The organism is Streptomyces liliiviolaceus (assembly GCF_018070025.1).
Classification (GTDB): domain Bacteria; phylum Actinomycetota; class Actinomycetes; order Streptomycetales; family Streptomycetaceae; genus Streptomyces; species Streptomyces liliiviolaceus.
Genome location: NZ_JAGPYQ010000001.1, coordinates 7,840,589 through 7,867,333, shown reverse-complemented (window position 1 = coordinate 7,867,333; position 26,745 = coordinate 7,840,589). Strand labels below are relative to the sequence as shown.

17 protein-coding genes are annotated in these 26,745 nt (G+C 71.8%); 10 read left to right on the top strand and 7 right to left on the bottom strand.

All coding sequences use genetic code 11. From position 1 onward, the window contains the following. The first annotated feature begins 49 nt into the window (after nt 1–49). From J8N05_RS33340 to J8N05_RS33310, 7 genes are all read left to right on the top strand, one after another. On the top strand, nt 50–346 hold the full coding sequence (locus J8N05_RS33340; protein ID WP_210889360.1) for a YlxR family protein: 297 nt from the start codon (nt 50–52) through the stop codon (nt 344–346). A gap of 146 nt (nt 347–492) precedes the next feature. After that, nucleotides 493–3,681, top strand: coding sequence for a translation initiation factor IF-2 (infB, locus tag J8N05_RS33335; protein WP_210889358.1), 3,189 nt, complete (start codon nt 493–495; stop codon nt 3,679–3,681). A gap of 377 nt (nt 3,682–4,058) precedes the next feature. Continuing rightward, nucleotides 4,059–4,355, top strand: a complete 297-nt coding sequence (locus J8N05_RS33330; protein ID WP_107021736.1) for a DUF503 domain-containing protein — start codon at nt 4,059–4,061, stop codon at nt 4,353–4,355. Between the two features lie 58 nt (nt 4,356–4,413). Then, nucleotides 4,414–4,908, top strand: a complete 495-nt coding sequence (gene rbfA / locus J8N05_RS33325; RefSeq protein WP_210889357.1) for a 30S ribosome-binding factor RbfA — start codon at nt 4,414–4,416, stop codon at nt 4,906–4,908. Next, nucleotides 4,905–5,810, top strand: coding sequence for a tRNA pseudouridine(55) synthase TruB (gene truB, locus J8N05_RS33320; protein WP_210889355.1), 906 nt, complete (start codon nt 4,905–4,907; stop codon nt 5,808–5,810). The genes rbfA and truB overlap by 4 nt, the downstream gene beginning before the upstream one ends. 303 nt (nt 5,811–6,113) lie before the next feature. Continuing rightward, nucleotides 6,114–9,818 carry a trypsin-like peptidase domain-containing protein gene (locus J8N05_RS33315; RefSeq protein ID WP_247706608.1) on the top strand — a complete coding sequence of 1,235 codons (3,705 nt, stop codon included), beginning with the start codon at nt 6,114–6,116 and terminating at the stop codon, nt 9,816–9,818. Nucleotides 9,819–9,964: 146 nt separating this feature from the next. After that, nucleotides 9,965–10,921, top strand: a complete 957-nt coding sequence (locus J8N05_RS33310; RefSeq protein ID WP_210889354.1) for a bifunctional riboflavin kinase/FAD synthetase — start codon at nt 9,965–9,967, stop codon at nt 10,919–10,921. Nucleotides 10,922–11,130: 209 nt separating this feature from the next. Here the strand turns inward: J8N05_RS33310 and J8N05_RS33305 are convergent, their stop codons facing one another. The 7 genes from J8N05_RS33305 to J8N05_RS33275 form a co-directional block, all read right to left on the bottom strand. Further along, complete coding sequence (locus tag J8N05_RS33305) at nt 11,131–12,150, bottom strand: ABC transporter ATP-binding protein (protein WP_210889352.1); 1,020 nt, start codon at nt 12,148–12,150, stop codon at nt 11,131–11,133. Further along, nucleotides 12,147–13,181, bottom strand: a complete 1,035-nt coding sequence (locus tag J8N05_RS33300; protein ID WP_247706607.1) for an ABC transporter ATP-binding protein — start codon at nt 13,179–13,181, stop codon at nt 12,147–12,149. The genes J8N05_RS33305 and J8N05_RS33300 overlap by 4 nt, the downstream gene beginning before the upstream one ends. After that, on the bottom strand, nt 13,178–14,134 hold the full coding sequence (locus tag J8N05_RS33295; protein WP_407699990.1) for an ABC transporter permease: 957 nt from the start codon (nt 14,132–14,134) through the stop codon (nt 13,178–13,180). Before J8N05_RS33295 ends, J8N05_RS33300 begins: the two co-directional genes overlap by 4 nt. 23 nt (nt 14,135–14,157) lie before the next feature. Then, a complete protein-coding gene (locus tag J8N05_RS33290; RefSeq protein WP_210889350.1) occupies nt 14,158–15,225 on the bottom strand; it encodes an ABC transporter permease in 1,068 nt (355 codons plus the stop codon). 50 nt (nt 15,226–15,275) lie between these two features. After that, the gene (locus J8N05_RS33285; protein ID WP_210889347.1) at nt 15,276–17,216 is read right to left on the bottom strand and encodes an ABC transporter substrate-binding protein; all 1,941 of its coding nucleotides are present in this window, start codon (nt 17,214–17,216) and stop codon (nt 15,276–15,278) included. A 407-nt stretch (nt 17,217–17,623) separates the two neighbouring features. Further along, nucleotides 17,624–21,511, bottom strand: a complete 3,888-nt coding sequence (locus J8N05_RS33280) for an SCO5717 family growth-regulating ATPase (protein WP_247706606.1) — start codon at nt 21,509–21,511, stop codon at nt 17,624–17,626. A 382-nt stretch (nt 21,512–21,893) separates the two neighbouring features. After that, on the bottom strand, nt 21,894–22,190 hold the full coding sequence (locus J8N05_RS33275) for a DUF397 domain-containing protein (protein WP_210889345.1): 297 nt from the start codon (nt 22,188–22,190) through the stop codon (nt 21,894–21,896). A gap of 275 nt (nt 22,191–22,465) precedes the next feature. Here J8N05_RS33275 and rpsO point away from each other — a divergent pair, with 275 nt between their 5' ends. The 3 genes from rpsO to J8N05_RS33260 all read left to right on the top strand — a co-directional run bounded on the left by rpsO (nt 22,466) and on the right by J8N05_RS33260 (nt 26,740). Next, on the top strand, nt 22,466–22,756 hold the full coding sequence (gene rpsO / locus J8N05_RS33270) for a 30S ribosomal protein S15 (RefSeq protein ID WP_107021727.1): 291 nt from the start codon (nt 22,466–22,468) through the stop codon (nt 22,754–22,756). 391 nt (nt 22,757–23,147) lie between these two features. After that, a complete protein-coding gene (locus tag J8N05_RS33265) occupies nt 23,148–25,364 on the top strand; it encodes a polyribonucleotide nucleotidyltransferase (protein WP_210889343.1) in 2,217 nt (738 codons plus the stop codon). After that, complete coding sequence (locus J8N05_RS33260; protein ID WP_210889341.1) at nt 25,361–26,740, top strand: M16 family metallopeptidase; 1,380 nt, start codon at nt 25,361–25,363, stop codon at nt 26,738–26,740. Before J8N05_RS33265 ends, J8N05_RS33260 begins: the two co-directional genes overlap by 4 nt. Nucleotides 26,741–26,745 lie beyond the last annotated feature (5 nt).

Here is a 26,745-nt window from a genome sequence, read left to right as displayed (position 1 = left end):
GATACTTGCCCCAAAGGGGTGAGGTCGGTGCAGGGAGGTAGACTTAACAGTGTCTGGCCGGACGCATGCCCGAGCATGCCCTGAACGCACCTGTGTGGGGTGCCGGGAGCGAGCGGCCAAGACCGATCTGCTGCGTGCTGTGGCGGCCGAGGGCGAATGTGTCCCCGATCCTCGCGGTACGCTGCCCGGCCGGGGTGCGTATGTACACCCCGCCCTGGTCTGTCTGGACCTGGCGGTCCGCCGCCAGGCGTTCCCACGGGCGCTGCGTGCCCCGGGTCAGCTCGACACAAAGGCGTTGCGCCTGTACGTCGAGCGGCAGACAGTTGCTGAGCAGGCAACACCGTAAGACGTGTCGCACGGATCCCCGTGCGGCCCTGGTACCCCGCGAGTTGGAAGTAGGTCGAGATTGCGATGAGCACTCGATGAGCACGCGATGAGTACGCCCATGAAGTAGCGACGGTCCGGACGCAACCCGGACCTAAAAGGAGCGAAGTGGCTAAGGTCCGGGTATACGAACTCGCCAAGGAGTTCGGGGTGGAGAGCAAGGTCGTCATGGCCAAGCTCCAAGAACTCGGTGAATTCGTCCGTTCGGCGTCCTCGACGATCGAGGCGCCCGTTGTACGCAAGCTGACAGACGCCCTCCAGCAGGGCAACGGTGGCGGCAAGCCCGCCCCGCGCAAGGCCGCGCCCGCCAGGCCCGGCGCGCCCTCACCGGCGCAGGCCGCCCGTCCGGGTCCGGCCGCCCCGCGCCCGCCGGCCCCGAAGCCGGCCGCCGCGCAGAAGCCCGCGGACACCACGGCCCCGGCGGCTCCCGCCGCCCCGGCCTCCGGTACGCGTCCGACGCCGGGCCCCAGGCCCGCGCCGAAGCCCGCCCCGGCGTCCCCGGCTCCGGCCGCCCCCGAGTTCACGGCGCCGCCGGCGGCTCCGGTGACCCCCGCCCCGGCCGCGAACCCGCGTCCGAGCGGTGCGCGCCCCGGCGCCCCGAAGCCCGGCGTCCGTCCGGCAGGCCCCGCACAGGGCGGCCAGGGCGGTCCCGGCCAGGGCCGTGGCGAGCGTCCCGACCGCGGCAGCGACCGCGGTGACCGTCAGGGCGCCCCGCGTCCCGGCGGCCAGGGCACGCGTCCCGGCGGTCGTCCCGCGGGACCGCGTCCCGGCAACAACCCCTTCACCTCCGGTGGCTCCACCGGCATGGCACGTCCGCAGACGCCCCGTCCGGGCGGCGCACGTCCCGGCCCCGGCGGACCCGGTGGTTCCGGTGCTCCGGGCGGCGCTCCGCGTCCCCAGGGCGCGGGCCAGGACCGCGGTCCCCGTCCGCAGGGCGGCCCCGGCGGCGCCCCGCGTCCCGGTGGCGGTCCCGGCGGTGCCCGTCCGACTCCGGGCGGCATGCCCCGTCCGCAGGGCGGTCCCGGCGGCGCTCCGCGTCCCGGTGGCGGTCCCGGCGGAAACCGTCCCAACCCCGGCATGATGCCGCAGCGTCCGGCTGCCGGCCCGCGTCCCGGCGGCGGTGGCCCCGGTGGCCGCGGTCCCGGCGGCGGCGGTCGTCCCGGCGGCGGTGCCGGTGGCGGTCGTCCCGGTGGCGGCGGCTTCGCAGGCCGTCCCGGTGGTCCCGGTGGCGGCGGCGGTGGCTTCGCCGGTCGTCCCGGTGGTCCCGGTGGCGGTGGCGGCGGTTTCGCCGGCCGTCCGGGTGGTCCCGGTGGCGGCGGTGGCCGCCCCGGCTTCGGCGGTCGTCCCGGTGGTCCCGGTGGCCGTGGTGGCACACAGGGCGCCTTCGGCCGTCCCGGTGGTCCCGCGCGTCGCGGCCGCAAGTCGAAGCGGCAGAGGCGCCAGGAGTACGAGGCCATGCAGGCCCCGTCGGTCGGCGGCGTCATGCTGCCTCGCGGCAACGGACAGTCCGTCCGCCTGTCGCGCGGTGCCTCGCTCACCGACTTCGCCGAGAAGATCGGCGCCAACCCGGCGTCGCTCGTCGGCGTGATGATGAACCTCGGCGAGATGGTCACTGCCACGCAGTCCGTCTCCGACGAGACGCTGAAGCTCCTCGCGGACGAGATGAACTTCGTCCTTGAGATCGTCAGCCCCGAGGAGGAGGACCGCGAGCTTCTTGAGTCCTTCGACATCGAGTTCGGCGAGGACGAGGGTGGCGAGGAGTTCCTCGTCGCGCGTCCGCCGGTCGTGACCGTCATGGGTCACGTCGACCACGGTAAGACCCGCCTTCTCGACACCATCCGCAAGACGAACGTCGTCGCGGGCGAGGCCGGTGGCATCACCCAGCACATCGGTGCCTACCAGGTCGCGACCCTCGTCAACGACGAAGAGCGCCGCATCACCTTCATCGACACCCCGGGTCACGAGGCGTTCACCGCCATGCGTGCCCGTGGTGCGAAGTCGACCGACATCGCGATCCTCGTGGTGGCGGCCAACGACGGTGTGATGCCCCAGACGATCGAGGCGCTGAACCACGCCAAGGCGGCCGGTGTGCCGATCGTGGTCGCGGTCAACAAGATCGACGTCGAGGGTGCCGACCCGACCAAGGTGCGCGGTCAGCTCACCGAGTTCGGTCTGGTGGCCGAGGAGTACGGCGGCGACACGATGTTCGTCGACATCTCCGCCAAGCAGGGCCTCAACATCGAGAGCCTGCTGGAGGCCGTGGTCCTCACCGCGGACGCCTCGCTCGACCTGCGGGCCAACCCGGAGCAGGACGCGCAGGGTATTGCGATCGAGTCCCACCTCGACCGCGGCCGCGGTGCCGTGGCGACCGTCCTGGTCCAGCGAGGCACCCTGCGGGTCGGCGACACCATGGTGGTCGGCGACGCGTACGGCCGTGTCCGCGCGATGCTCGACGACAAGGGCGAGAACGTGGAAGAGGCGGGTCCCTCGACCCCGGTCCTCGTCCTCGGTCTCACCAACGTCCCGGGCGCCGGCGACAACTTCCTCGTCGTCGACGAGGACCGCACGGCCCGCCAGATCGCCGAGAAGCGCGCGGCGCGCGAGCGCAACGCCAACTTCGCCCGGCGCGGAGTCCGGTTCTCCCTGGAGAACCTGGACGAGGCCCTCAAGGCCGGTCTGGTGCAGGAACTCAACCTCATCATCAAGGGCGACGCGTCCGGTTCGGTGGAGGCCCTTGAGTCCTCGCTGCTCCAGCTCGACGTCGGTGAAGAGGTCGACATCCGCGTCCTGCACCGCGGTGTGGGTGCGGTCACCGAGTCGGACATCGACCTGGCGACCGGATCCGACGCCATCGTCATCGGCTTCAACGTCCGCGCTGCGGGCCGCGCGGCGCAGATGGCGGAGCGCGAGGGCGTCGACGTCCGCTACTACTCGGTGATCTACCAGGCCATCGAGGAGATCGAAGCGGCCCTCAAGGGCATGCTCAAGCCGGAGTACGAAGAGGTCGAGCTCGGTACGGCGGAGATCCGCGAGGTCTTCCGCTCGTCCAAGCTGGGCAACATCGCCGGTGTGCTTGTCCGCTCCGGCGAGGTCAAGCGCAACACCAAGGCGCGGTTGCTGCGCGATGGCAAGGTCATCGCGGAGAGCCTCAACATCTCCGGTCTGCGTCGCTTCAAGGACGATGTCACCGAGATCCGCGAAGGGTTCGAGGGCGGTATCAACCTCGGCAACTTCAACGACATCAAGATCGACGACGTCATCGCGACGTACGAGATGCGCGAGAAGCCGCGCGCGTAGCGCCTGCGGCTCGGCTCGACCGTGTGGGGTTGGCTCACAGGAACTAGTTCCTGCGGGCCGACCCCCACGGGGTTTTCCGCCCCCGCCGCCCCTACCCTTCCCGTCACTGCATGGGGACTGCGCCCCCTCGCCCCCCCTGATCGCGCTTCGCGCTCGTCCTCAAACGCCGGACGGGCTGAAAGATGTCTTTCAGCCCGTCCGGCGTTTGAGGACCGGGGGTTCGGGGGCTGGCCCCCGAGTCAGTGACGGGAAGGGTAGGGGCGGCGGGGGCGAAAACCCCGTCGAGCGGCACCGGAGGTTCGGGGTACCGTTCAAGAGCCCCGGCAGCAGCCCGGCCGGGCCACCTACCCCGACCCGGCGGGACATCCGGAACACACATGTACGTGGGGACTCTGTCCTTCGATCTCCTCCTCGGCGACGTACGGTCGCTGAAGGAGAAACGCTCCGTCGTCCGCCCGATCGTGGCCGAACTCATCCGCAAGCACGCGGTGAGCGCGGCGGAGGTGGAGCACATGGACCTCCACCGCAGGGCCGTCATCGGACTCGCGGTGGTCTCCGGGGACACCGGTCACCTGACCGACGTACTCGACCGGTGCGAGCGCCTGGTCGCGGCGCGCCCCGAGGTGGAGCTGCTGTCGGTGCGACGGCGGCTGCACGGGGAAGACGACGAATGAGCGTGCGGCGACAAGGATCGCCCGTACACGGATCAGCAGATAAGAGGGAGACGGACCAGTGGCCGACAACGCGCGGGCGAAGAGGCTGGCGGACCTCATCCGAGAGGTGGTTGCCAAGAAGCTGCAGCGCGGGATCAAGGACCCGCGGCTCGGTTCGCATGTGACCATCACGGACACCCGGGTCACCGGGGACCTCCGTGAGGCGACCGTCTTCTACACGGTGTACGGCGACGACGAGCAGCGCGCGGAGGCCGCCGCGGGCCTGGAGAGCGCCAAGGGCGTGCTCCGCTCGGCGGTCGGCCAGGCGGCGGGCGTGAAGTTCACCCCGACGCTCACCTTCGTCGCGGACGCCCTGCCGGACACCGCGAAGACCATCGAGGACCTTCTCGACAAGGCGCGGGCCAAGGACGCCCAGGTGCGCGAGGTCTCGGCCGGCGCCACCTTCGCCGGTGACGCCGACCCGTACAGGAAGCCGGAAGAGGACGACGAAGCCGGCGCCGAGGACGACGACGAGTCGGCCGACGACGAGAAAGACGGCGACGCCGCCAAATGACGCAGAAGCAGCAGACGCCCGACGGCCTTGTCATCGTGGACAAGCCGTCGGGCTTCACTTCGCACGACGTGGTCGCCAAGATGCGCGGGATCGCCAAGACCCGCCGCGTCGGACACGCCGGCACCCTCGACCCCATGGCGACGGGCGTGCTCGTCCTCGGCGTCGAGAAGGCGACCAAGCTCCTCGGGCACCTCGCGCTGACCGAGAAGGAGTACCTCGGCACCATCCGGCTCGGGCAGAACACCCTGACCGACGACGCCGAGGGCGACCTCACCTCGTCGACCGACGCCTCCGCGGTGACCCGGGACGCCATCGACGCCGGGATCGCCGAGCTGAGCGGCGACATCATGCAGGTGCCGTCCAAGGTCAGCGCCATCAAGATCAACGGCGTCCGCTCGTACAAGCGGGCGCGCGAGGGCGAGGACTTCGAGATCCCGGCCCGCCCGGTGCGGATCTCGTCCTTCACCGTGTACGACGTCCGGGGCGCCGTGGCCGAGGACGGCACACCCGTCCTGGACCTGATCGTCTCAGTGGTGTGCTCGTCCGGTACGTACATCCGTGCGCTCGCCCGTGACCTGGGCGCGGGCCTCGGTGTCGGCGGTCATCTGACGGCGCTGCGGCGCACGCGCGTGGGCCCGTACAAGCTCGACACCGCGCGGACGCTCGACCAGCTCCAGGAGGAGCTGACCGTGATGCCGGTGGCCCAGGCCGCCGCGACCGCGTTCCCCCGCTGGGACGTGGACACCAAGCGCGCGCAGCTGCTGACGAACGGCGTGCGGCTGGAGATGCCCGAGGAGTACACCGGGGCCGGGGCCGTCGGGGTGTTCGATCCCGAGGGACGGTTCCTGGCGCTGGTGGAGGAGCAGAAGGGCAAGGCCAAGAGCCTCGCGGTCTTCGTCTGACCGCTTCGCTCTGCGCGCTGTCCGCGTTCTTTCTTGTCCTTCCTACTTCTTTTCGTCGTGGAGCGGCGTTCACGGGGTGTCCTGTGGGCGCCGCTCCACTGTCCCCCCTCGGTTCCCCCACCCAAGGTTGTATCCATCCGCCCCCTTCCATTCACCCGTCCGGCCGGGCGCTCGGAGTGAACCGGGGGAGCGGAAGGGGGCTTGTTGGGATCGGGATCTGTCGCGGCCGATCATCGCGCGCCTACCGTCGGAAATCGAAGCACCGAAAGCACGGTACGGCGCGCGCGGCGGGGAGGTTCGAGCATGACCCGGGAGACCTCGGTGACGGCTGAGGCGGATGGCGCAATCCACCGGGACGTCGCCCGCACAGCGCCCGACGTGACCGGGCGGCCCGCTGTCCGCGCCGGTGCGGCGGCGGACCGGTCCCTGGTGCGGATCCGGGACCTGGCCGGACGGCCGCGCGGCACCGGCTTCCTCGCGGACCATCACGGCACGGTCGTCACCAGTCACGAGGCGGTGGACGGCCTCCCCCGCCTCGTCCTGGACGCGCCCGCCGAAGACCGCACCTGCCTGGTCCCGGCCGACGCGGTCACCGCTCTCCCGGCCCTCGGCCTCGCCCTCGTCCACTGCGACGGACTGGGCGGCCTCGCCCCCCTCCCGATCAGCGTCCGGAACTCCGTGGAGACCGGCACGTACGTCCGTATCGCCGCGGGCGGCTGGCGGGAGGCGCGCGTACTGGGCTCCTCCGCCGTGACCTACACGGCGACCGACCGTTTCCACCTCCTCGATCAGGCACTGGAACTGGCGATCGGTACGGCCGGCAGCGACGCGTTGCGGCTCGGCGGCGGGGCGGCCGGAGGGCCGGTGGTCGACGCGGCCACCGGTGCGGTGGTGGCCGTCCTGGGCACGGCGCTCCACTCCGACCGACGGGTCGGCGGCTTCGCCGTACCGCTGTCCACGGGCGGCACGCCTGTCGCCGGTCCGCTCGCCGACCTGCTGGCCCGTAACGCCGCGACCGTGCCCGCCTACGGGGGCGACCTCAATCTGGCGGGCGTCCTGGAACTGACCGCCACCGTCGAGTCCCCGGCGGGCTCCGGCGGGGGCCTGTGCGTCGAACGGGCTTCTGTGGTGCGGGAGTTCACCGCGTTCACCGAAGGTCCCCGGCACCCGTCCCACGGCTCGTACGATCCCCACCACGCGTACGGCTCGTACGGTGTCCTCGCGCTGGTCGGTGCTCCGGGGAGCGGGCGTACGACGGAGCTGGCGGGGCTGGCCGCCCGGCGCAACCAGGGCGCGGCACCGGCCCCGACCCTGTGGCTGCGCGGAGCCGATCTGCGCGACAGCGACGGGTCGGTGGCCGACGCGGCCCGGCGGACGCTGGAGCGGGCGGGGCGGATCGTGACCTCGCCCCTCGGCTCCCGGCCGGAGCCCGCGGACAGGGACACGGGGGACGAGCCCGGAGGCCGGCGGGGCGGGCTCGGAGACATCCGGCCCGAGCGGCTGGCCCGGCTCGCCGGGGAGGCCGGGCGACCCCTGCTGCTCCTTCTCGACAGCCCCGAGGAGATGCCGCCGGGCCTCGCCCACCGGCTGCCGGAGTGGGCCGCCGCTACCGCCGGCTGGCTGCGGGACCACGGAGTGCGGCTCGTGGTGGCCTGCCGGGACGAGTACTGGGAGTGGGCGGGGGCCCGGTTCCCGCCCGAGCTGCTGTACGGGCCCCGGTGGAGCGGCGGCGAGGCGTCCCCGGAACTGCCCGCCTGCGTAAGCCTCGGGGACCTGGAGGAGGACGAGGCCCGCGAGGCCCGCGCGCGGTACGGGATTCCGGAGGGGGCCCTGGACGGGGCCGACGCCCGGCATCCACTGACGCTGCGGCTGCTGTCGGAGGTGCGGGCCGCGCTGTCCGGCGCCCCGCCCGGGAAGGCGGAGCGGGACGAGGTCTTCGCCGCCTACCTCGATCTGATGTGCCTGCGGGTGGCCGTGCGGCTCGCGGCGGCCAACGGGCTGCGCGGGACGGCGGTGCGCCGCCTCGCGGCCCGCGTCGCCGGGCAGGTGCATGTGGCGGCACGGCGTTGTCTGGGCCCGGGGGAGGGGGAGCTGGACCGGGCGGGGTTCGAGACCCTGTTCCCGTGGGGTCCCGTGCCCGACCGGCGGCTCGGCGGCTGCACCGGATGGGCCTCCGCCGTGCTCACCGAGGGCCTGCTCGTACCGGCCGGGGACGGCTACCGCTTCGCGCACGAGGAGTTCGCCGACTGGATCCAGGGCATGCACCTCGACCTGGACGCGGTGTTCGGGGCCCTGGCGCCCCGCCGCGGCTCCGGGGGCGGTCCGGGCGGGTCCGGGTCCGTAGGCGATCCGGGCGGGCCCGAGGTCTTCGACCTTCCGCGCCACCGCCTCGCCCCCGTGCTCCAGGCCCTCCTTCTCGTGCCGCGTCAACAGGGAGACGATCACCTCACCCTCCGCCTGCGCGAACTGCTCCGCGTGCTCGACCACGCGCTCGGCGACGTGCTCGGCGACGTGTTCGACGAGACGCTCGAAGTCGCGGACGTGAACAGTGGCGCGCACGCCGACGCCTGGTGGGCCACCCGGCTGCTCCGAGGCGTACTGCTCCGGGTGCCCGACGCGACCCCGTATCTCGGAGTGCTGCGCCACCTCGCCGAGCACGTGGTCAGGTGGCGGGCCGAAGGGCGGGCCGTGCCGGAGGAGTTCGGGCCCGGTTTCTGGCGCGGGCTTCCCCTGCCGCGGGCGCACCGCTTCGATCTGCTGAGGCGGCTCGTCGTCGCGGACGGCGCGCCGCCCGCCACCGAACCGCGCTACCTGGACACCGTGTCCGAACTCCTCGTCGCCGACCCGGCCGGGGCGCAGCCGCACCTCACCCACTGGTTCGACGACGACCGTCCGCTCCCCGCGACCCCCGACGCCACCGTGGCGACCGCCGCGCAGGTCCTGCTGCACACCCACCGGCATCGCGCCCCCGACGACCTCACCGAGGCCCTGGTCGACAGCGGACACGCGCGCGCGGACGAACTGCTGGACGTGCTCGCCGAGGAGGAGCCGTCCGCGCTCTGCCGCGCGGTCGGCCGCTGGGTGCACGACGTCCGCCCGGCCCGGCGGGCAGCGGCGGCGGCCCACGCGCTGCGGACCGCCGCACACGTACGCACTGAGGCCGACCGGGAACTGCTGCGCCGGACCGCGCTCGCGCTGCTGGCCCGCCCCGGAGACTGCACGCTGCACGGCGACGCCCTGGCCCTGCTGGTCCGCGATCCGCACACCAGGGCCCGCCATCTGCCGCAGGCCCTCGCCCGCTTCCGGGCCCGCGACCCGCGGCTGCCCGCGAGCGCGCTGGCCGCCGCGCTGGTCACCCACCCCGCCCCGGTGCTCGCCGCGTTCCACGACCGCCTGCGCGAACCGGACGACGGCACGGCCCTGCGCACGCTCGCCGAGGTCACGACACCGGCGCTCGCCCGCCGCGTGTCCGCCCTCGTACGCGAGGTCGTGGACCGGCGCCCGGAGACGGCCGCGCAGCTGGCGGCGCACGTCGACCGGCGGCTGGAACAGGGCCCCGACGCCGGCGCGGTGCTGCATCCCCTCGTCGCCGGGCTGCTCGACGGAGGCAGGCCGCCGCTGCGGGCCGCGCTCGCCGGGGTGTTCGCGGCGCCCGGCACGCCCGCGTCCCGCCCGCTGCGGCGCGAGTTCCTGGACCTCCTGCTGACGCGCGAACACGACCCGGTGGTGCTGGACGCGCTGGTACGGGCCGGTGCGGAGGGAGCGGCCCAGGACGACGAGGAACACACCCGCGCACTCGTGCACACCGTGGGCGTCCTGCTCGTCCGCACCCCGGACGGCGCCACCCGCTTCGATCGCGCCGTCGTCGATCTCGGCCGCCGTGTCCCCGGCTTCGCCGCGCTCGTGAGCCGCTGGCTGGCCGCCGCGCCCGAGGAGTGGTCCACCGTGGTCGGACCGAGCACGGGCCGCATGATCGAGAACCTCGCGGGGGTACGGGTCCCGGTGTGACCCCTCGCCGTCCTCCCGCCACGGCCGCTGTCACGTGCCACCGGTCACAGGGCCCATGCCGATGCGGGTCCACAGGACACGGCATGGCACCCTTAGAGCTGCGTATGAGGCAGACACGGACACGGGTTCGACGAGGAGCGGTCACAGTGCAGCGCTGGCGTGGCTTGGAGGACATCCCCCAGGACTGGGGGCGCAGCATCGTCACCATCGGCTCGTACGACGGAGTCCACCGCGGACACCAGCTGATCATCAGCCATGCCGTCGAGCGGGCGCGTGAACTGGGCGTTCCGTCCGTCGTGGTCACGTTCGACCCGCACCCGAGCGAGGTCGTCCGTCCCGGCAGCCATCCGCCCCTGCTCGCGCCGCACCACCGCCGGGCCGAGCTGATGGCCGAACTGGGTGTGGACGCGCTGCTCATCCTGCCCTTCACGACCGAGTTCTCGAAGCTGTCGCCCGCCGAGTTCGTGGTGAAGGTCCTCGTCGACAAGCTGCACGCGAAGGCCGTGGTCGAGGGCCCCAACTTCCGCTTCGGCCACAAGGCCGCCGGCAATGTGGCCTTCCTCGCCGAGCAGGGCAGGACGTACGACTTCGAGGTCGACGTGGTGGATCTGTACGTCACCGGTGAGGCGGGAGGCGGGGAGCCGTTCTCGTCGACCCTCACCCGGCGGCTGGTCGCCGAGGGCGAGGTCGAGGGGGCGCGCGAGATCCTCGGCCGGCCGCACCGCGTCGAGGGCGTCGTCGTCCGTGGCGCGCAGCGCGGCCGTGAACTGGGCTTTCCCACCGCCAACGTGGAGACGCTCCCGCACACCGCGATCCCCGCGGACGGGGTGTACGCGGGGTGGCTGCACGCGCAGGGCGAGGCGATGCCGGCGGCGATCTCCGTCGGGACGAATCCGCAGTTCGACGGGACCGAGCGGACAGTGGAGGCGTACGCGATCGATCGCGTGGGGCTCGATCTGTACGGGTTGCATGTCGCCGTCGACTTCCTGGCGTTCGTGCGGGGGATGGCGAAGTTCGACTCCATCGAGGGGTTGCTGGAAGCGATCTCGGACGACGTGAAGCGGTCTCGGGAGCTTGTCGCGGAGTACGACGCGCAGGCCTGAACCGGCCGGGGGCGCACGGGTCGGTTGTCCGGCTGACCGTCCGTCGTGGCTGGTCGCGCAGTTCCCCGCGCCCCTTAGGGGGCCTGGGCGGTGGCGGTGACTTTGGTGTGCGGGGCTGACCGGCCGGGTTGTTCGGCTGACCGTCCGTCGTGGCTGGTCGCGCAGTTCCCCGCGCCCCTGAAGGGACGCGCCTCTAAAGGGACACGCCTCTAAAGGGACGCGGCCCAGTGGCAGGCCACCTGGGAAGTGTCGCTGCCGTTGAGCAGTGGTAGGTCCGTCTCGCGGCACGCGTTCGCCACGCCCGCTCGCTCCGCCTCGCCCGTCGCCAGGATCTGGCAGCGGGCGTGGAAGCGGCAGCCCGTGGGGATGCGGGACGGGTCCGGGGGTTCGCCGGTCAGGACGATCGGGGCGCCGGGGGCCTCGGGCAGGACTGACAACAGGGCCTGTGTGTACGGGTGCTGAGGCGCACTCAGGACATCCTCCACCGCCCCCGTCTCGATGATCCGGCCCAGGTACATCACCGCGACCCGGTCCGCGATGTTCCACGCGAGTCCGAGGTCGTGGGTCACCACCAGTGCGGACAGGCCGAGTTCGGCGCGCAGGCGCAGCAGCAGGGCCAGGATCTCGCCGCGTACCGACGCGTCCAGGGAGGCCACCGGCTCGTCCGCGACGATGAGTTCGGGCTCCAGGACGAGCGCGCCCGCGATGACGACCCGCTGGCGCTGCCCGCCGGACAGCTCGTGCGGGTAGCGCAGGAAGAACCGCTCGGGCGGTCGAAGTCCGGCCCGCGCGAGGGCCGTCGAGACCGCCTCGCGCTCGTCGCCCGCGTACGCGTGGATGCGCAGCCCCTCCGCCACCGCGTCGTACACCGTGTGCCGGGGGTTGAGCGAGCCGCTCGGGTCCTGGAGGACCAGCTGGACCCGCTTGCGGTACGCCTTGAGGGCCCGCGAGGAGTAGTCGAGCGGCCGGCCCGCGAAGGTGACCCGCCCCGCCGTCGGTGCGACAAGGCCGAGGAGCGAGCGCGCCAGCGTCGTCTTGCCGCAGCCCGACTCGCCGACCAGCGCGACGATCTCACCGGGCCGGATGTCGAGATCCACCCCGTCGACGGCACGGGCCCGCGCGGCGTCGCCCCGCCGTGCGGGAAAGGTGACCTGAAGGCCCTCGGCGCTCAGGAGAGGGGCGGAGGGGGCCGGGGCCGCGGCGGGGACCGACCGGGGCGTCGTCGTCATGGGGTGCTCCTCGCGTCTTCCGCCACGGCCGACCCCGTAGGACCGGCAGGATCCGGCGGATCCACCGGGTCCACGTGTACGCAAGCCGCCCGGTGGTCCGGGGCGGCCGGGCGCAGGAGCTGGTCCTGCGAGGTGCACGAGTCGAGTGCCACCGCGCACCGGGGATGGAACGCGCAGCCGGACGGCAGCGCGGCCGGATCGGGCGGATCCCCGGGCAGCCCGCGCGGCGCGAACCGCGACCCGGTGTCCCCGATACGCGGGAAGGCGGCCGAGAGCGCCTGCCCGTACGGGTGCCGGGCGTCCTCGTACACCTGGCGGGCGGGGCCCTCCTCGACCACCCGGCCCGCGTACATCACCGCGAGCCGGTCGCAGGTGTCCGACAGGACCGCGAGGTCGTGGCTGATCATGACGAGGCCCAGCTCCTGCTCGGAGACGAGCTGCTGGATGAGGCGCAGGATCTGCGCCTGGATCATCACGTCGAGCGCGGTGGTCGGCTCGTCGGCGATCACCAGCCGGGGATCGCAGGCCAGTGCCATCGCGATCATCACGCGCTGCCGCTGCCCGCCGGACAACTCGTGCGGGTACGCGGACGCCTGCGCCGCCGGCAGGCCCACCTGCTCCAGCAGCTCGCCGGTCCGCTTCCTTGCGCCCGCCGCGGTGGCCTTGCGGTGCAGCAGGATCGGCTCGGCGATCTGGTCCCCGACGCGGTGCACGGCGTTGAGCGAGTGCATCGCGCCCTGGAAGACGATCGAGGCCCCGGCCCAGCGGACCGCCCGTACCCGCCCCCATTTCATGGTCAGTACGTCCTCGCCGTCGAGGAGGATCTCCCCGCTCACCCGGGTCCCGGCCGGCAGCAGCCGCAGCAGCGCGAGCGCCAGGGTGGACTTGCCGCAGCCGGACTCGCCCGCGATGCCGACCTTCTGCCCGGCGTCCACGGTGAGGTCCACCCCGCGCACGGCGGCGACCCCGCCGACGTACGTCACCTCCAGGTTCCGTACGTCCAACAGGGGTTGCGTGGTCGGTGTGCTCAACGGGCCACCCCCAGCTTGGGATTGAGGACGGATTCCACGGCACGTCCGCACAGCGTGAACGCGAGGGCCACGACGGCGATCGCGATGCCCGGCGGCACGAGGTACCACCACTTCCCGGCACTGACCGCGCCCGCCTCGCGCGCGTCCTGGAGCAGACCGCCCCACGAGACGACCGTCGGATCGCCGAGACCGAGGAAGGCGAGCGTCGCCTCGGCGAGGATCGCGGAGGAGATGATCAGGGTCGTCTGCGCGAGCACCAGCGGCATGACATTGGGCAGTACGTGACGGGACATGACGTGCCAGTGGCCGCCGCCCAGGGCCTTCGCGCGTTCGATGTACGGCCGTGACTCCACGGCGAGGGTCTGCGCACGCACCAGCCGGGCCGTCGTAGGCCACGTCGTGACCCCGATCGCCAGGATGATCGTGCCGAGCGAGCGGGACATCACGGTCGCGAGCGCGATCGCGAGCACCAGCGTCGGCATGACGAGGAACCAGTCCGTGATCCGCATCATCACCGTCGCGTACCAGCCGCGGAAGTGACCCGCGGTGATGCCGATGAGCGCGCCGATGGCGACCGAGAGGACGGCCGCGAGCAGGCCCACGAGCAGGGACACCCGTGAACCCCACACCACGAGGCCGAGCAGACTGCGCCCGAACTGGTCGGTCCCCAGCGGGAATTCGAGGCTCGGGCTCTCCATGGGCCGCCCCGGCGCGCCCGTCACGCTCTGCACGTCGGAGCCGACGGTCAACGGTGCGGTCAGCGCGACCAGGGCGAAGAGCGCGAGCGCGGCCAGCCCGAAGAGCCCGGAGCGGTGGGTGCGGTAGCGCCGCCAGAAGCGGACGGCCGAGGCGCGGCGGCGCTGCCGGGCGAGGGCGCGGGGACCGGTCACGGGGGCAGGCGAGGACATCACCGGTTCGTCCGGGGCCGTCACCGGTTCGTCCGGGGCCGGCATCGGCTCGTCCGGGTCCGTCGTCGTCATCGGCCCACCCTCGGGTCGAGCAGCGGATAGATCAGGTCGGCGAGGGTGTTCATCACGATCACCGCGGCGGCGAAGACGAAGAACAGCCCCTGCACCAGCGGCAGATCGGGCACGCTGAGCGCCTGGTAGAAGAGCCCGCCGAGACCCGGCCAGGAGAAGACCGTCTCGACGAGGATCACACCGGCGACGGTCCGGCCGAGGTTGATGAAGACCAGCGTCATCGTCGGCAGCAGCGCGTTCGGCACCGCGTGGCGGCGGCGCACGAGATCGTCCCGCAGGCCCTTGGCCCGCGCGGTCGTCAGATAGTCGCTGCCCATCTCGTCGAGCAGCGCCGAGCGCGTGACCAGCAGGGTCTGCCCGTACTCGACCGCGACCAGCGTCACCACGGGAAGGACCAGATGGTGGGCGACATCGAGGACGTAGGCGAAGCCCTCCTCGCCGCCGGACTCCATGCCGCCCGTCGGGAAGAGGCCGGGGATCGGCCCGACCCCGACCGAGAAGACGATGATCAGCAGCAGGCCCAGCCAGAACGACGGGATCGAGTAGAGGGTCAGCGCGAGGCCGGTGTTCAGACGGTCGCCGAGGCCGCCGTTGCGCCACGCGGCCCGGGTGCCGAGGACGACGCCGATCGCCGTGTAGAGGACGAACGACGTTCCCGTGAGCAGCAGCGTGTTCGGCAGGGCCTCGCTGATCTTGTCCATGACCGGCGCCCGGAACTGGTACGAGGTGCCGAGATCACCGGTGAGCGCCTTGCCGCAGTAGTCCGTGAACTGCTGCCACAGCGGCAGATCGAGCCCGAACTCCCTTCGGTACGCGGCCAGTTGCTCGGCCGACACCTGGCGTCCGCCCGTCATGAACTTCACCGGGTCGCCGGGGATCAGCCGGAAGAGGAAGAAGCTGGTGACGAGGACGGCGAGCAGGGAGACGGCCGCGCCGCCCAGCTTGCCGGCCACGTACCGGGGATACCCGGTGCCGCGTACCCGTGGTCCGCGGGCCGTCGGCGGCCCGGCCTCGGCCGGACCACCGGTCTTCCCCACCAGCGAGGGTGTCGCTTCAGCGGTCATGAACGGCCTTCACTGTTGGGCCACTCTCGGTTGTCCCGGCTCGCCGAGGGCTATTCGCGGTCCTCGGCGGTCGCGCGGCGGCGCAGCGCGAAGAACGCCCCGAGACCCGCGAGGAGCACGACGCCCGCGACGATGCCGATGATGACGCCTGTCTGGCTTGAGTCGTCGGAGGACTCGCTGGCGGCGGCCGGAGTCGCCGACCACCAGCTCCAGTAGCCGTCCTGGCCGTAGATGTTGCCCGCGGCCTCGGGCATCTTCGTGATCGACGCGATCTGGTCCGTGCGATAGGCCTCGACCGCGTTCGGGTACGCCATGACGTTCATGTACCCGGTGTCGTACAGCCGCGACTCCATCCGCTTGACGATTTCCGCCCTCTTGGTGGCGTCGTACTCGGCGAGCTGCTGCGCGTACAGCTCGTCGTACTTCTTGTCGCAGATGAAGTTGTCGGTCGCGCCGATGTCCTTGGGCGTCGCCGGGAGGGCCGCACAGGTGTGGATGGACAGGACGAAGTCGGGATCGGGGTTGACGGACCAGCCGTCGAAGGCGAGGTCGTACTCGCCCGCCAGCCAGGGGTCGCTCACGTTGTCGCGGCAGTCGAGCGAGACGCCGATGCCGAGCTTGCCCCACCACTCCTGGAGGTACTTACCGACCGCCTTGTCCTGCGGGTCCGTGGCGTGGCACAGGACGCGGTAGGTGATCGGCTTGCCGTTCTTCCCGACGCGCTTGCCGTCACCGTTCTCCTTGTAGCCCGCCTCGTCGAGGAGCCGGGCGGCCTCGGCCGGGTCGTACGCGATCCTCTGACCGCCCGCCGGTTTCCAGAAGTACGGGGAGAAGCGCGGCGGGATGTAGCCCTCGCCCTCCACCGCGTGGCCCTGGAAGACCTTGTCGATGACGGTCCTGCGGTCCACGGCCGTGAACAGCGCCTGCCGGACCTTCTGGTTCTTCAGCGACTCGTGCCCGTCGCCGAACTTCTTGCCGTCCCTGGCCTGCGCGCCCGGGTTGGTGGCGAGCGCGTAGAACCGGCGGCCCGGCGCGTCGTTGACCGTGACGTCCTGCTGGCTCTTCAGCGCCGCGGCCTGCGCGGGCGTCAGCCCGGAGACGAACGACACCTCGCCCTTCTGCAGCGCCGCGACCGCCGCGTCCCCGTCCTTGTAGTACTTGAAGACCAGCTCGTCGAACTTCGGAGCCCCGCGCCAGAACGACTTGTTGGGCTTCAGCCGTACGTAGCTGTCGGCCTTGTACGCCGTCAGGACGAAGGGGCCGTTGCCGACGATCGGGAACTTCTTGTCGTTGTTGAACTTGGAGAAGTCGTCGACCTTCTCCCAGACGTGCTTCGGGACGATCGGCACGTCCAGCGCGGCCATCGTGGCCTGCGGCTTCTTCAGCTCGATGACCAGTTTCGTGGGGCTCGGGGCGGTGACCTTCTCGAAGTTCGCGACGAAACTGCCGTTCGCGGTGGCCGCGCCCTCGTCCGTCATCATCGTGTTGAACGTCCACGCCGCGTCCTCGGCGGTGGCCTGCTGCCCGTCCGACCACTTCGAGTTGTCGCGGATCGTGTAGGTCCAGGTCAGCTTGTCGGCCGAGGGTTCCCACTTGGTGGCGAGACCCGGGATCGCGTGGTTGTCCTTCGGGTCGTAGTTGGTCAGGTACTCGTACATGAGCCGGTGGATGCTCGTACTGACCAGCCGCGCCGCCAGGAACGGACTCAGCGAGTCGACGCTCTGCGCCACCGCGACGGTGAGGACCTGCTTGTCGTCTTTCGCTTCGGCCTTCTGGGGAGCCGGGCCGAGCGGGGTCATCTGACCGACGGTGAGGGTGAGGGCGGCAGCTGCGGCGGTCGCGAAGAGCCGCACGACAGCGCCCCCGAAGGGGCGCGGGGCCGTGACATGTGCGGCTCCGCCGCGTGGGCGCGCCCCGCCACGACGAACCCGCGGATTCCGTACCGGCCTGACAGCGGAGCGCCCCGCACCGAACTGGTCGTCTGTGTCCATGGCTCGCTGACCTCACGTCATCACTCGCACGGAGATGGGCTGTTGCCCTGCCGATCCGGTGACCGCGGCCGGGTCGATGTGAGTGTCTATCAGCGCTGGTCGGCATGCGTCAACGGCCCGCGAACCCCGTGTGGCCTGCGGAAATAACGAGTTGACCCGGATTTCATGGTCATTGGTCCAGACCGGTGAAGGGTGCCTGGTAGGAGGCTGGCGGTGGGGAACGGGGCTGGTACGACGGCGTTTTGGCACCGGCCGCGCAAGGAGCGCCCAGGGGTACGCCGAGGGCCCGCGCCGTGGGTGTACGGGGCGGGCCCTGAGGCTGGACCGACGGCCGAGGATTGGACCGTACGGGTTAGTTGTGCGGGTCAGTTGTGCCGGTTAGTTGTACGGGTCGGCTGTGCGGGCGGTCACTGGTGGGGCGGCGGGGACGGAGGGGTCTGGCCCTGGTTCTGGCCCTGCCCCTGCCCCTGGGAGTCCTGACCGCCTTGCTCCGCCTGCGGGGGCTGGGCCTGCGGCTGCGGCTGGTAGGGCGCACCCGGCTGGAACTGCTGCCCCGGGGCGGGGGCGGGCGCGGGCGCGTTCGGGTTGAAGGGCTGGCCGGGGGCCGGCGCGACCGGAGGCTGCTGGAAGGGCGCGCCCGGCTGACCCGGTTGCTGCCCGGGCTGGGGCTGCCAGCTCTGAGGGGCGGGGTAACCCGCCGGAGCGGGTTGCTGCGGCGGGGCCCCCTGCGGAAGCGCGGCTCCGTGCGGCGGGTACGGCTGGCCGGGGTGCGGTTGCTGCTGCCCGGGCTGGGGCTGCGGTTGCTGGTACGGCTGAGCCGGTTGCGCGGGCTGGCCCTGCTGGGGGAACTGCCCGGGATGCTGGCCCGGCCCCGGCTGACCCGGGTACTGCTGACCGGGTACGGGCTGACCGGGTACGGGTTGTCCGGGCAGAGGCTGGCCGGGCATGGGCTGCCCGGGCATCGGCGGGGCCGCGACCGGCGGCGGGTTGCCGTCCGACGTCCACAGCCCCTGCGACTGCTGGTGCCGCGCGATGTCCTCCGCGACCAGCGCCGACAGATTGAAGTACGCCTCGCGCACCTTCGGCCGCATCATGTCGAGATTGACCTCGGCGCCCGCCGCCAGATGCTCGTCGAACGGAACGACGATCACGCCACGGCAGCGCGTCTCGAAGTGGCTGACGATGTCGTCCACCTTGATCATCTTGCCGGTCTCGCGCACCCCGGAGATGACGGTGAGCGACCGCGACACCAGATCCGCGTACCCGTGCGCCGACAGCCAGTCCAGCGTCGTACTGGCGCTGCTGGCACCGTCCACGGACGGCGTCGAGATGATGATGAGCTGGTCGGCGAGGTCGAGCACACCGCGCATGGCGCTGTACAGCAGACCCGTACCGGAGTCCGTGAGGATGATCGGGTACTGCTTGCCGAGCACGTCGATCGCGCGCCGGTAGTCCTCGTCGTTGAACGTCGTCGACACGGCCGGGTCCACGTCGTTGGCGATGATCTCAAGCCCCGACGGGGCCTGCGAGGTGAACCGCCTGATGTCCATGTAGGAGTTGAGGTACGGGATCGCCTGGACGAGGTCACGGATGGTGGCCCCGGTCTCCCGGCGCACGCGGCGGCCGAGCGTACCGGCGTCCGGGTTGGCGTCGATCGCGAGGATCTTGTCCTGCCGCTCGGTGGCGAGCGTGGCGCCGAGGGCGGTGGTCGTGGTCGTCTTGCCGACGCCGCCCTTGAGGCTGATGACGGCGATCCGGTAGCACGACAGCACCGGGGTGCGGATCAGGTCGAGCTTGCGCTGCCGCTCGACCTCCTCCTTCTTGCCGCCGAGCTTGAACCGGGAGGCCCCGGCGGTGGGTCGCCCGCTCTTCGCCTTCTGCTTCTTGTTGTTGAGCAGCCGGTCGGACGACAGCTCCACGGCCGCCGTGTAGCCGAGCGGCGCCCCCGGGTTGGTGCGCTCCCGCTGATCGTGCTGCACGGGCTGCGGCCAGGCGCTACCGGTACGCGGATCGACGGGGGCCTGCTGTTCCGGCTGGGCCTGCGCCTGGGGCGGTTGTGCCTGCGGCTGCGCCTGGGGCTGCTGATAGGGCTGGCCCTGCTGCGGGAACGGCTGCGCGGCGGGCTGCTGGGGAGCCGGAGCCTGCGGGACCTGCGGTGCCTGCGCCTGCGGGAATCCGTAACCCCCCTGCTGGGCGGGCGAGTCGGGGACACCCGGCTGCGGGAAGCCGTAAGCGGGCTGGGGGTTGGGCGTGCTCGCCGCGGGGGTGCCCGGCTGAACCGGAGCGCCCGGCTGCGGGAACCCGTAAGCGGGGGCCTGCGCGGGCGGGTTCGCGGCAGCCGGATCGGGCTGGGCCTGCTGGACGGGCTGGGCCTGAGCGGCCGCCCGGCGCGCACGCCGTGCCTCCTCCAGGGCGCCGACCAGGTCCTCGACGGGCTGCGAGGGCTGCGCGGGCGGCGCAGGCTGCTGGAGACCGTAGCCGTCCTGAGGTGCGGGGGCGGCGGGGACGGCAGGGGGCTGCGCGGCGACGGGCCCGGGCTGCGGGAAGCCGTAACCGCCCTGCGGTCCCGGACCCGCGACCGGCGCGGCACCCGGAACAGGAGCCTGACCGGCCGGAGGCGCGGTCGGGACCCCGGGCTGGGGCTGCTGAGGTTGCTGAGGCTGCGGCTGCGGGACGTCAGGGACCGCCTGCGCCCCCGGAGGCGTACCCGGAGCGCTGAACTGCGGGTATCCGTAACCACCGGGCTGACCCGGAGACGCCGCCGGACCACCGGGGGCGGGCGTACCGGCGGCAGCGGGCGTACCGGGTGTGACGGGCCAGGCAGGCGGGGAGGGCTGCGGCGCCTGCGGCTGGAAGGGCTGTCCCTGCGGCGGCACGGACGGCTGAGCGGGAGCGTCCGCCTGCGGCTGACCGTCCTCGCCCTCGGTCGACGTGGGCCACTGTCCGGCGGCAGCGGGCGCGGCGGGCTGGTACGACGGCGGCAGCGGAGGCAGTCCGCCCTGCGGCACCGGCGGCGGGGTCCACGAGGGAGGCGCGTCCTGTACGACGTCGGCCGCGTTCGGGGCCGGCTCCGCGACGGCGTCCTGGGGCTTCGCGCCGAGGGCACCCGCCGGCGGCGCGTCCGCAGGCTCGGAGTCCGACTTAGGCGCGGGCGCCGGCGCGGCCACGGGCGCGGAGTCATCGAGGCTGCCGGAGTTCTGTGCGAGGGCGTCAACCGGTCGCGGCTCGTCGTCGTCCGCGAACGTCTGTGCGGCCGGGGCCGGGGTCGCGGCCGGGACCTCGTCCTCCCGCTCCCCGGTCTCGGCCTTGTCCGCCGAAGGTGCCTCCTCGGCCCCGTCGTCCACCTGATCGCCGTCGTCGGACCGACTCCCGAACGCGACCTGGACGACCTCACCCTCGGCGCTCTTCGGGACGTCGACGTCGGCCACCTCGTCCGGGCCGGCGGACTCGGGCTCTGGCTCTGCCTCGGGCTCCGCCTTGGACGCGGGAGCCGCCTCGGCGTCGGGTACGCGCCCGTCCTCGGCCCCGGAACCGGCTGCGGCCCGCTCCGCGGCCTCCCGCTTCACGGCGCCGGGGGAGATGCGCAGGGTCGCGCCGCTCTCGATGTCGCCACTGTCGCCGCTGTCCGCGCTGTCGCCCCGGGCGTCGCCGGGAGCCTGCGGGGCCTGCGGGGCCTGAGGAGTGGCGGCCTGAGGAGCGGCGACCGGAGGAACCGGCGCACTCGGCGGAGACCACGACCGCCGAGCCTGGTCCTGTCCCTGTCCCTGTCCTTGTCCCTGTCCTCCCTGTCCCTGCCCTGTCCCCTGCGACGGCACCGGCGCCTGCGCCGGGAAGTTCGGCAGGTTCGGGACGACGGAAGGCCCCCTGGCCGGAGCGACAGGAGGAACAGGAGGCTCGACCGGCTTGCGGTAGGGAGTCCCGGAGGCGAATGCGGGCACGCCCGGAAGCCGAGGGCCGAACGAGGGCTCGACCGGAGCCTGCCGGGCCACCGGCGCCGTGTCGGCCGGCCCGCCCGCGTCCCGCTCCGCCTTCGCGTCCGCCGCGTCCGCCCTCTCGTCCCCCGCCCGGTTCGACCCGTCCGGCTTCTCCGGGGCGTCCGGCTCGTCCGTCGTGTCCGCCTCCGGCGCGGCCGGAGAAGCTCCGTCGGAACTGCCTGACGCGTTCTGCGTGTACCAGGCGGGAGGGGCGTAGTCGATGGTGAACTCGCCCGTCGTCTCGACGGCGGACTCCGCGTCGGACTGGTCATCGCCGGGTGTGGCCCAGCCCCCGCGGATCCCGTCCCGATCGCTGTTCACAATTCCTCCTGGTGTGGTCGAGCACCCTCATGTCGAGCTGGGGCGACCGTTCTCGTCGTCCGGGGCCTTTCGACGCGCCCCGGATCCCCCTGTGAAGCGGCGGTCCCGTCCTCGGGTACTACTGCCGCGCCAACCCCAGGGTAATCACCACAACCACCCCCACGGCAGGCCCGTCCACCCCTCCGCTGCCGCCCACTACGTCACAGCCTGCCCAGAAGTGGCGTATGAACGACCTTGTACGGAAGGCAAAATGGACAAAGAGCGCTAAAGCAAGAAGGACCGGCGGCATCAGTGCCGCCGGTCCTTCTTCTCTGCTGCTGACGCTCCGCTGCCGGCTTCCGTGCCGCCGATGCTCCGCCGCCGTGCGCCTGCGGCCGCCGTACTACTCGGCCGCGGCCCCGCCGTCCTGCGGCGCCGGCTCCAGGTCGAACTCTCCGTCACGCGCGCCGAGCACGAAGGCCCGCCACTCGGCCTCCGTGTACCGAAGGACCGTGTCCGGGTCGAGCGACGACCGCATGGCCACCGCGCCCTCGGGGAGATACGCGATCTCGACCCGCTCCTCGTGCTCCTCGGTACCGGGCGCGCTCTGCCATTCGACCCCCGAGATGTCGAGGGCGTAGAGCTCGTCCTTCTCCCGCTCCTTGCGCGCCTTGACGTCCTTGTCCTCTGCCTCGGCCATGGCCAAGCGACCCCTTCCAGACGAACGAACCCGACCTGTCGCGTCACCCTACTGGGACCGGCCCTGGCCTCCCCGGACTCCGAGAACCCCGGTCGGAGCGGCTCCCACCCCCTGGTACGCTGTGTTACGGCCGTATGTGTACGCACCCCCGGACAGCCCCTTCAGGGCTCCGGAGGACGCGCTCAACGGATCCCGCCTCCCGAGTTACGGAAGCTCCCCTGAGAAGTGGACCAGGGGCACTCGGTGGGCATCGACACAGACTACGAGGAGTACGCGTGCCGCTCGACGCCGCTACGAAGAAGCAGCTCATCACGGAGTTCGGCCAGAAGGAGGGCGACACCGGCTCTCCCGAGGTCCAGGTCGCGATGCTCTCGCGCCGTATCTCGGACCTGACCGAGCACCTCAAGACCCACAAGCACGACCACCACTCCCGTCGTGGTCTGCTGATCCTCGTCGGTCAGCGCCGTCGCCTGCTGCAGTACCTGGCGAAGAAGGACATCCAGCGCTTCCGTGCGCTGGTCGACCGCCTGGGCATCCGCCGCGGTGCGGCCGGCGGCGCCAAGTAAGACATCGTGAAGGGAGCGGTTCCCACGCAAGAGGGGGCCGCTCCCTTTGCTGTACGTGCGCAGTGTCACCACACCTTTGTAGTGTGGTAGCACAACGCAATACGCGGGACACAGCGTGGCACCGTCACAGCGCACAGCGACGCACGGCCGCCACGCCGCACCACACGGCGTACGGGACACACCACACGTACGACATGCACCACACGCAGGACACGAGGAAAAGCGCACCTCGCCGCCGCCGGTCCTCGGTAGTGGCCCCCGGGAGAATGCGAACCCCGGGAGCTTCGATCGAAGACCGGCCCGCACAAGAAGGCGCGCTTCTCCGCAGAAGCGTCCCCCTGCCACACGGGCAGGCCGGGACGAAAGACGAAAAGTATCGGAGAAAACGCTAGTGGAGAACGAGACCCACTACGCCGAGGCCGTTATCGACAACGGAACCTTCGGCACCCGCACCATCCGCTTCGAGACGGGCCGCCTCGCCAAGCAGGCCGCCGGCTCCGCCGTGGCGTACCTGGACGACGACACCATGGTGCTGTCGGCCACCACCGCCTCCAAGAAGCCCAAGGACAACCTCGACTTCTTCCCCCTCACGGTGGACGTCGAGGAGCGGATGTACGCGGCCGGCAAGATCCCCGGCAGCTTCTTCCGCCGCGAGGGCCGGCCCTCCGAGGACGCGATCCTCACCTGCCGCCTCATCGACCGCCCGCTGCGCCCGTCCTTCAAGAAGGGCCTGCGCAACGAGATCCAGGTCGTCGCCACGATCATGGCGCTCAACCCCGACCACCTGTACGACGTCGTGGCGATCAACGCCGCCTCCGCGTCCACCCAGCTGGCCGGTCTGCCCTTCTCCGGCCCGATCGGCGGCGTCCGCGTCGCGCTGATCAGCGGCCAGTGGGTCGCGTTCCCGACGCACACCGAGCTTGAGGACGCCGTCTTCGACATGGTCGTCGCCGGTCGCGTCCTGGAGGACGGCGACGTCGCGATCATGATGGTCGAGGCCGAGGCCACCGAGAAGACCATCACGCTCGTCGCGGGCGGCGCCGAGGCGCCCACCGAGGAGGTCGTCGCCGCCGGTCTGGACGCCGCGAAGCCCTTCATCAAGGTGCTCTGCAAGGCCCAGGCCGACCTCGCCGCGAAGGCCGCCAAGCCGACCGGCGAGTTCCCGGTCTTCCTCGACCACCAGGACGACGTCCTGGAGGCCCTGACCGCCGCGGTGAGGAGCGAGCTGTCCCAGGCGCTCACCATCGCCGGCAAGCAGGACCGCGAGGCCGAGCTGGACCGCGTCAAGGAGATCGCCGCCGAGAAGCTGCTCCCGCAGTTCGAGGGCCGCGAGAAGGAGATCTCCGCCGCGTACCGCTCGCTCACCAAGGCCCTGGTCCGTGAGCGCGTCATCAAGGACAAGGTCCGCATCGACGGCCGCGGCGTCACGGACATCCGTACGCTCGCCGCCGAGGTCGAGGCCATCCCGCGCGTGCACGGCTCCGCCCTGTTCGAGCGTGGCGAGACCCAGATCCTGGGCGTCACCACCCTGAACATGCTCCGGATGGAGCAGCAGCTGGACACCCTTTCCCCGGTGACCCGCAAGCGGTACATGCACAACTACAACTTCCCGCCGTACTCCGTCGGCGAGACCGGCCGCGTCGGCTCCCCGAAGCGCCGCGAGATCGGCCACGGAGCGCTCGCCGAGCGCGCCATCGTGCCGGTCCTGCCGACGCGCGAGGAGTTCCCCTACGCGATCCGTCAGGTGTCCGAGGCCCTCGGCTCCAACGGCTCGACGTCCATGGGCTCGGTCTGTGCCTCCACCATGTCCCTGCTGAACGCCGGTGTGCCCCTCAAGGCCCCCGTCGCCGGTATCGCCATGGGTCTGATCTCCCAGGAGATCAACGGCGAGACGCACTACGTCGCCCTCACCGACATCCTCGGTGCGGAGGACGCCTTCGGCGACATGGACTTCAAGGTCGCCGGCACCAAGGAGTTCGTGACCGCCCTCCAGCTGGACACCAAGCTGGACGGCATCCCGGCCTCCGTCCTGGCCGCGGCCCTCAAGCAGGCCCGTGACGCCCGCCTCCACATCCTCGACGTGATGATGGAAGCGATCGACACGCCGGACGAGATGTCCCCGAACGCCCCGCGGATCATCACGGTCAAGATCCCCGTGGACAAGATCGGTGAGGTCATCGGCCCGAAGGGCAAGATGATCAACCAGATCCAGGAGGACACCGGCGCCGACATCACGATCGAGGACGACGGCACCATCTACATCGGTGCCCAGCAGGGCTCGCAGGCCGAGGCCGCGCGCGCCACGATCAACTCGATCGCCAACCCGACCATGCCGGAGGTCGGCGAGCGCTACCTGGGCACCGTCGTGAAGACGACGACCTTTGGTGCGTTCGTGTCGCTGCTCCCGGGCAAGGACGGACTGCTGCACATCTCGCAGATCCGCAAGCTCGCCGGCGGCAAGCGCGTGGAGAACGTCGAGGACGTCGTCGGCGTGGGCTCCAAGGTCCAGGTCGAGATCGCCGAGATCGACTCCCGCGGCAAGCTCTCCCTCATCCCCGTGATCGAGGGCGAAGGCGACGACGAGAAGAAGGACGACACCGACAAGTGACGTCGAGCAGCTCCACGGCGACGGCCCGCACCTCCTCGGAGGCGCGGGCCGTCGCCCGTACCCAAACCCTGATCAAGGGCGAGAACGGCATCGGTACGGTCCGCAAGACCACCCTCCCCGGGGGCCTGCGCGTCGTCACCGAGACCCTGCCCTCCGTGCGCTCCGCCACCTTCGGCATCTGGGCGCACGTCGGCTCGCGCGACGAGACGCCGGCTCTGAACGGCGCCACGCACTATCTCGAACACCTCCTCTTCAAGGGCACCGACAAGCGCAGCGCCCTGGACATCTCCTCCGCGATCGACGCGGTCGGCGGCGAGATGAACGCGTTCACGGCGAAGGAGTACACGTGCTACTACGCACGCGTGCTCGACACCGATCTGCCGCTCGCCATCGACGTGGTCTGCGACATGCTCACCGGCTCGCTGATCCGCGAGGACGACGTGAACGTCGAGCGCGGCGCGATCCTCGAAGAGATCGCGATGACCGAGGACGACCCGGGCGACTGCGTGCACGACCTGTTCGCGCACACCATGCTCGGCGACACCCCGCTCGGCCGTCCGGTCCTCGGCACGGTCGACACGGTCAACGCCCTCACCGCGGACCGCATCCGGCGCTTCTACAAGAAGCACTACGACCCGACCCACCTCGTGGTCGCGGCCGCGGGCAACGTCGACCACAACAAGGTCGTACGCCAGGTCCGTGCCGCCTTCGAGAAGGCGGGCGCGCTCAAGCAGCAGGCCGCCACCCCGATCGCCCCGCGCGACGGCTCCCGCACCATCCGCACCGCCGGACGCGTCGAACTCCTCGGCCGCAAGACCGAGCAGGCGCACGTCGTCCTCGGCATGCCGGGCCTGGCCCGCACCGACGAGCGCCGCTGGGCGCTCGGCGTCCTGAACACCGCACTGGGCGGCGGCATGTCCTCCCGCCTCTTCCAGGAGGTCCGGGAGAAGCGGGGGCTCGCGTACAGCGTGTACTCGTACACCTCGGGCTTCGCCGACTGCGGCCTCTTCGGCGTGTACGCGGGCTGCCGTCCGAGCCAGGTCCACGACGTGCTGAAGATCTGCCGCGACGAACTCGACCAGGTCGCCGAGCACGGCCTGTCCGACGACGAGATCGGCCGGGCCATCGGCCAGCTCCGCGGCTCCACGGTCCTCGGGCTGGAGGACACGGGCGCGCTGATGAACCGTATCGGCAAGAGCGAGCTGTGCTGGGGCGAGCAGATGTCCGTCGACGACATGCTGACCCGGATCGCGTCGGTCACCCCGGACGACGTCCGGGAGGTCGCCGCCGAGATCCTGGGACAGCGGCCCTCGCTGTCGGTCATCGGCCCGCTGAAGGACAAGCAGGCGTCCCGTTTGCACGAAGCCGTCGCGTAGAGCGG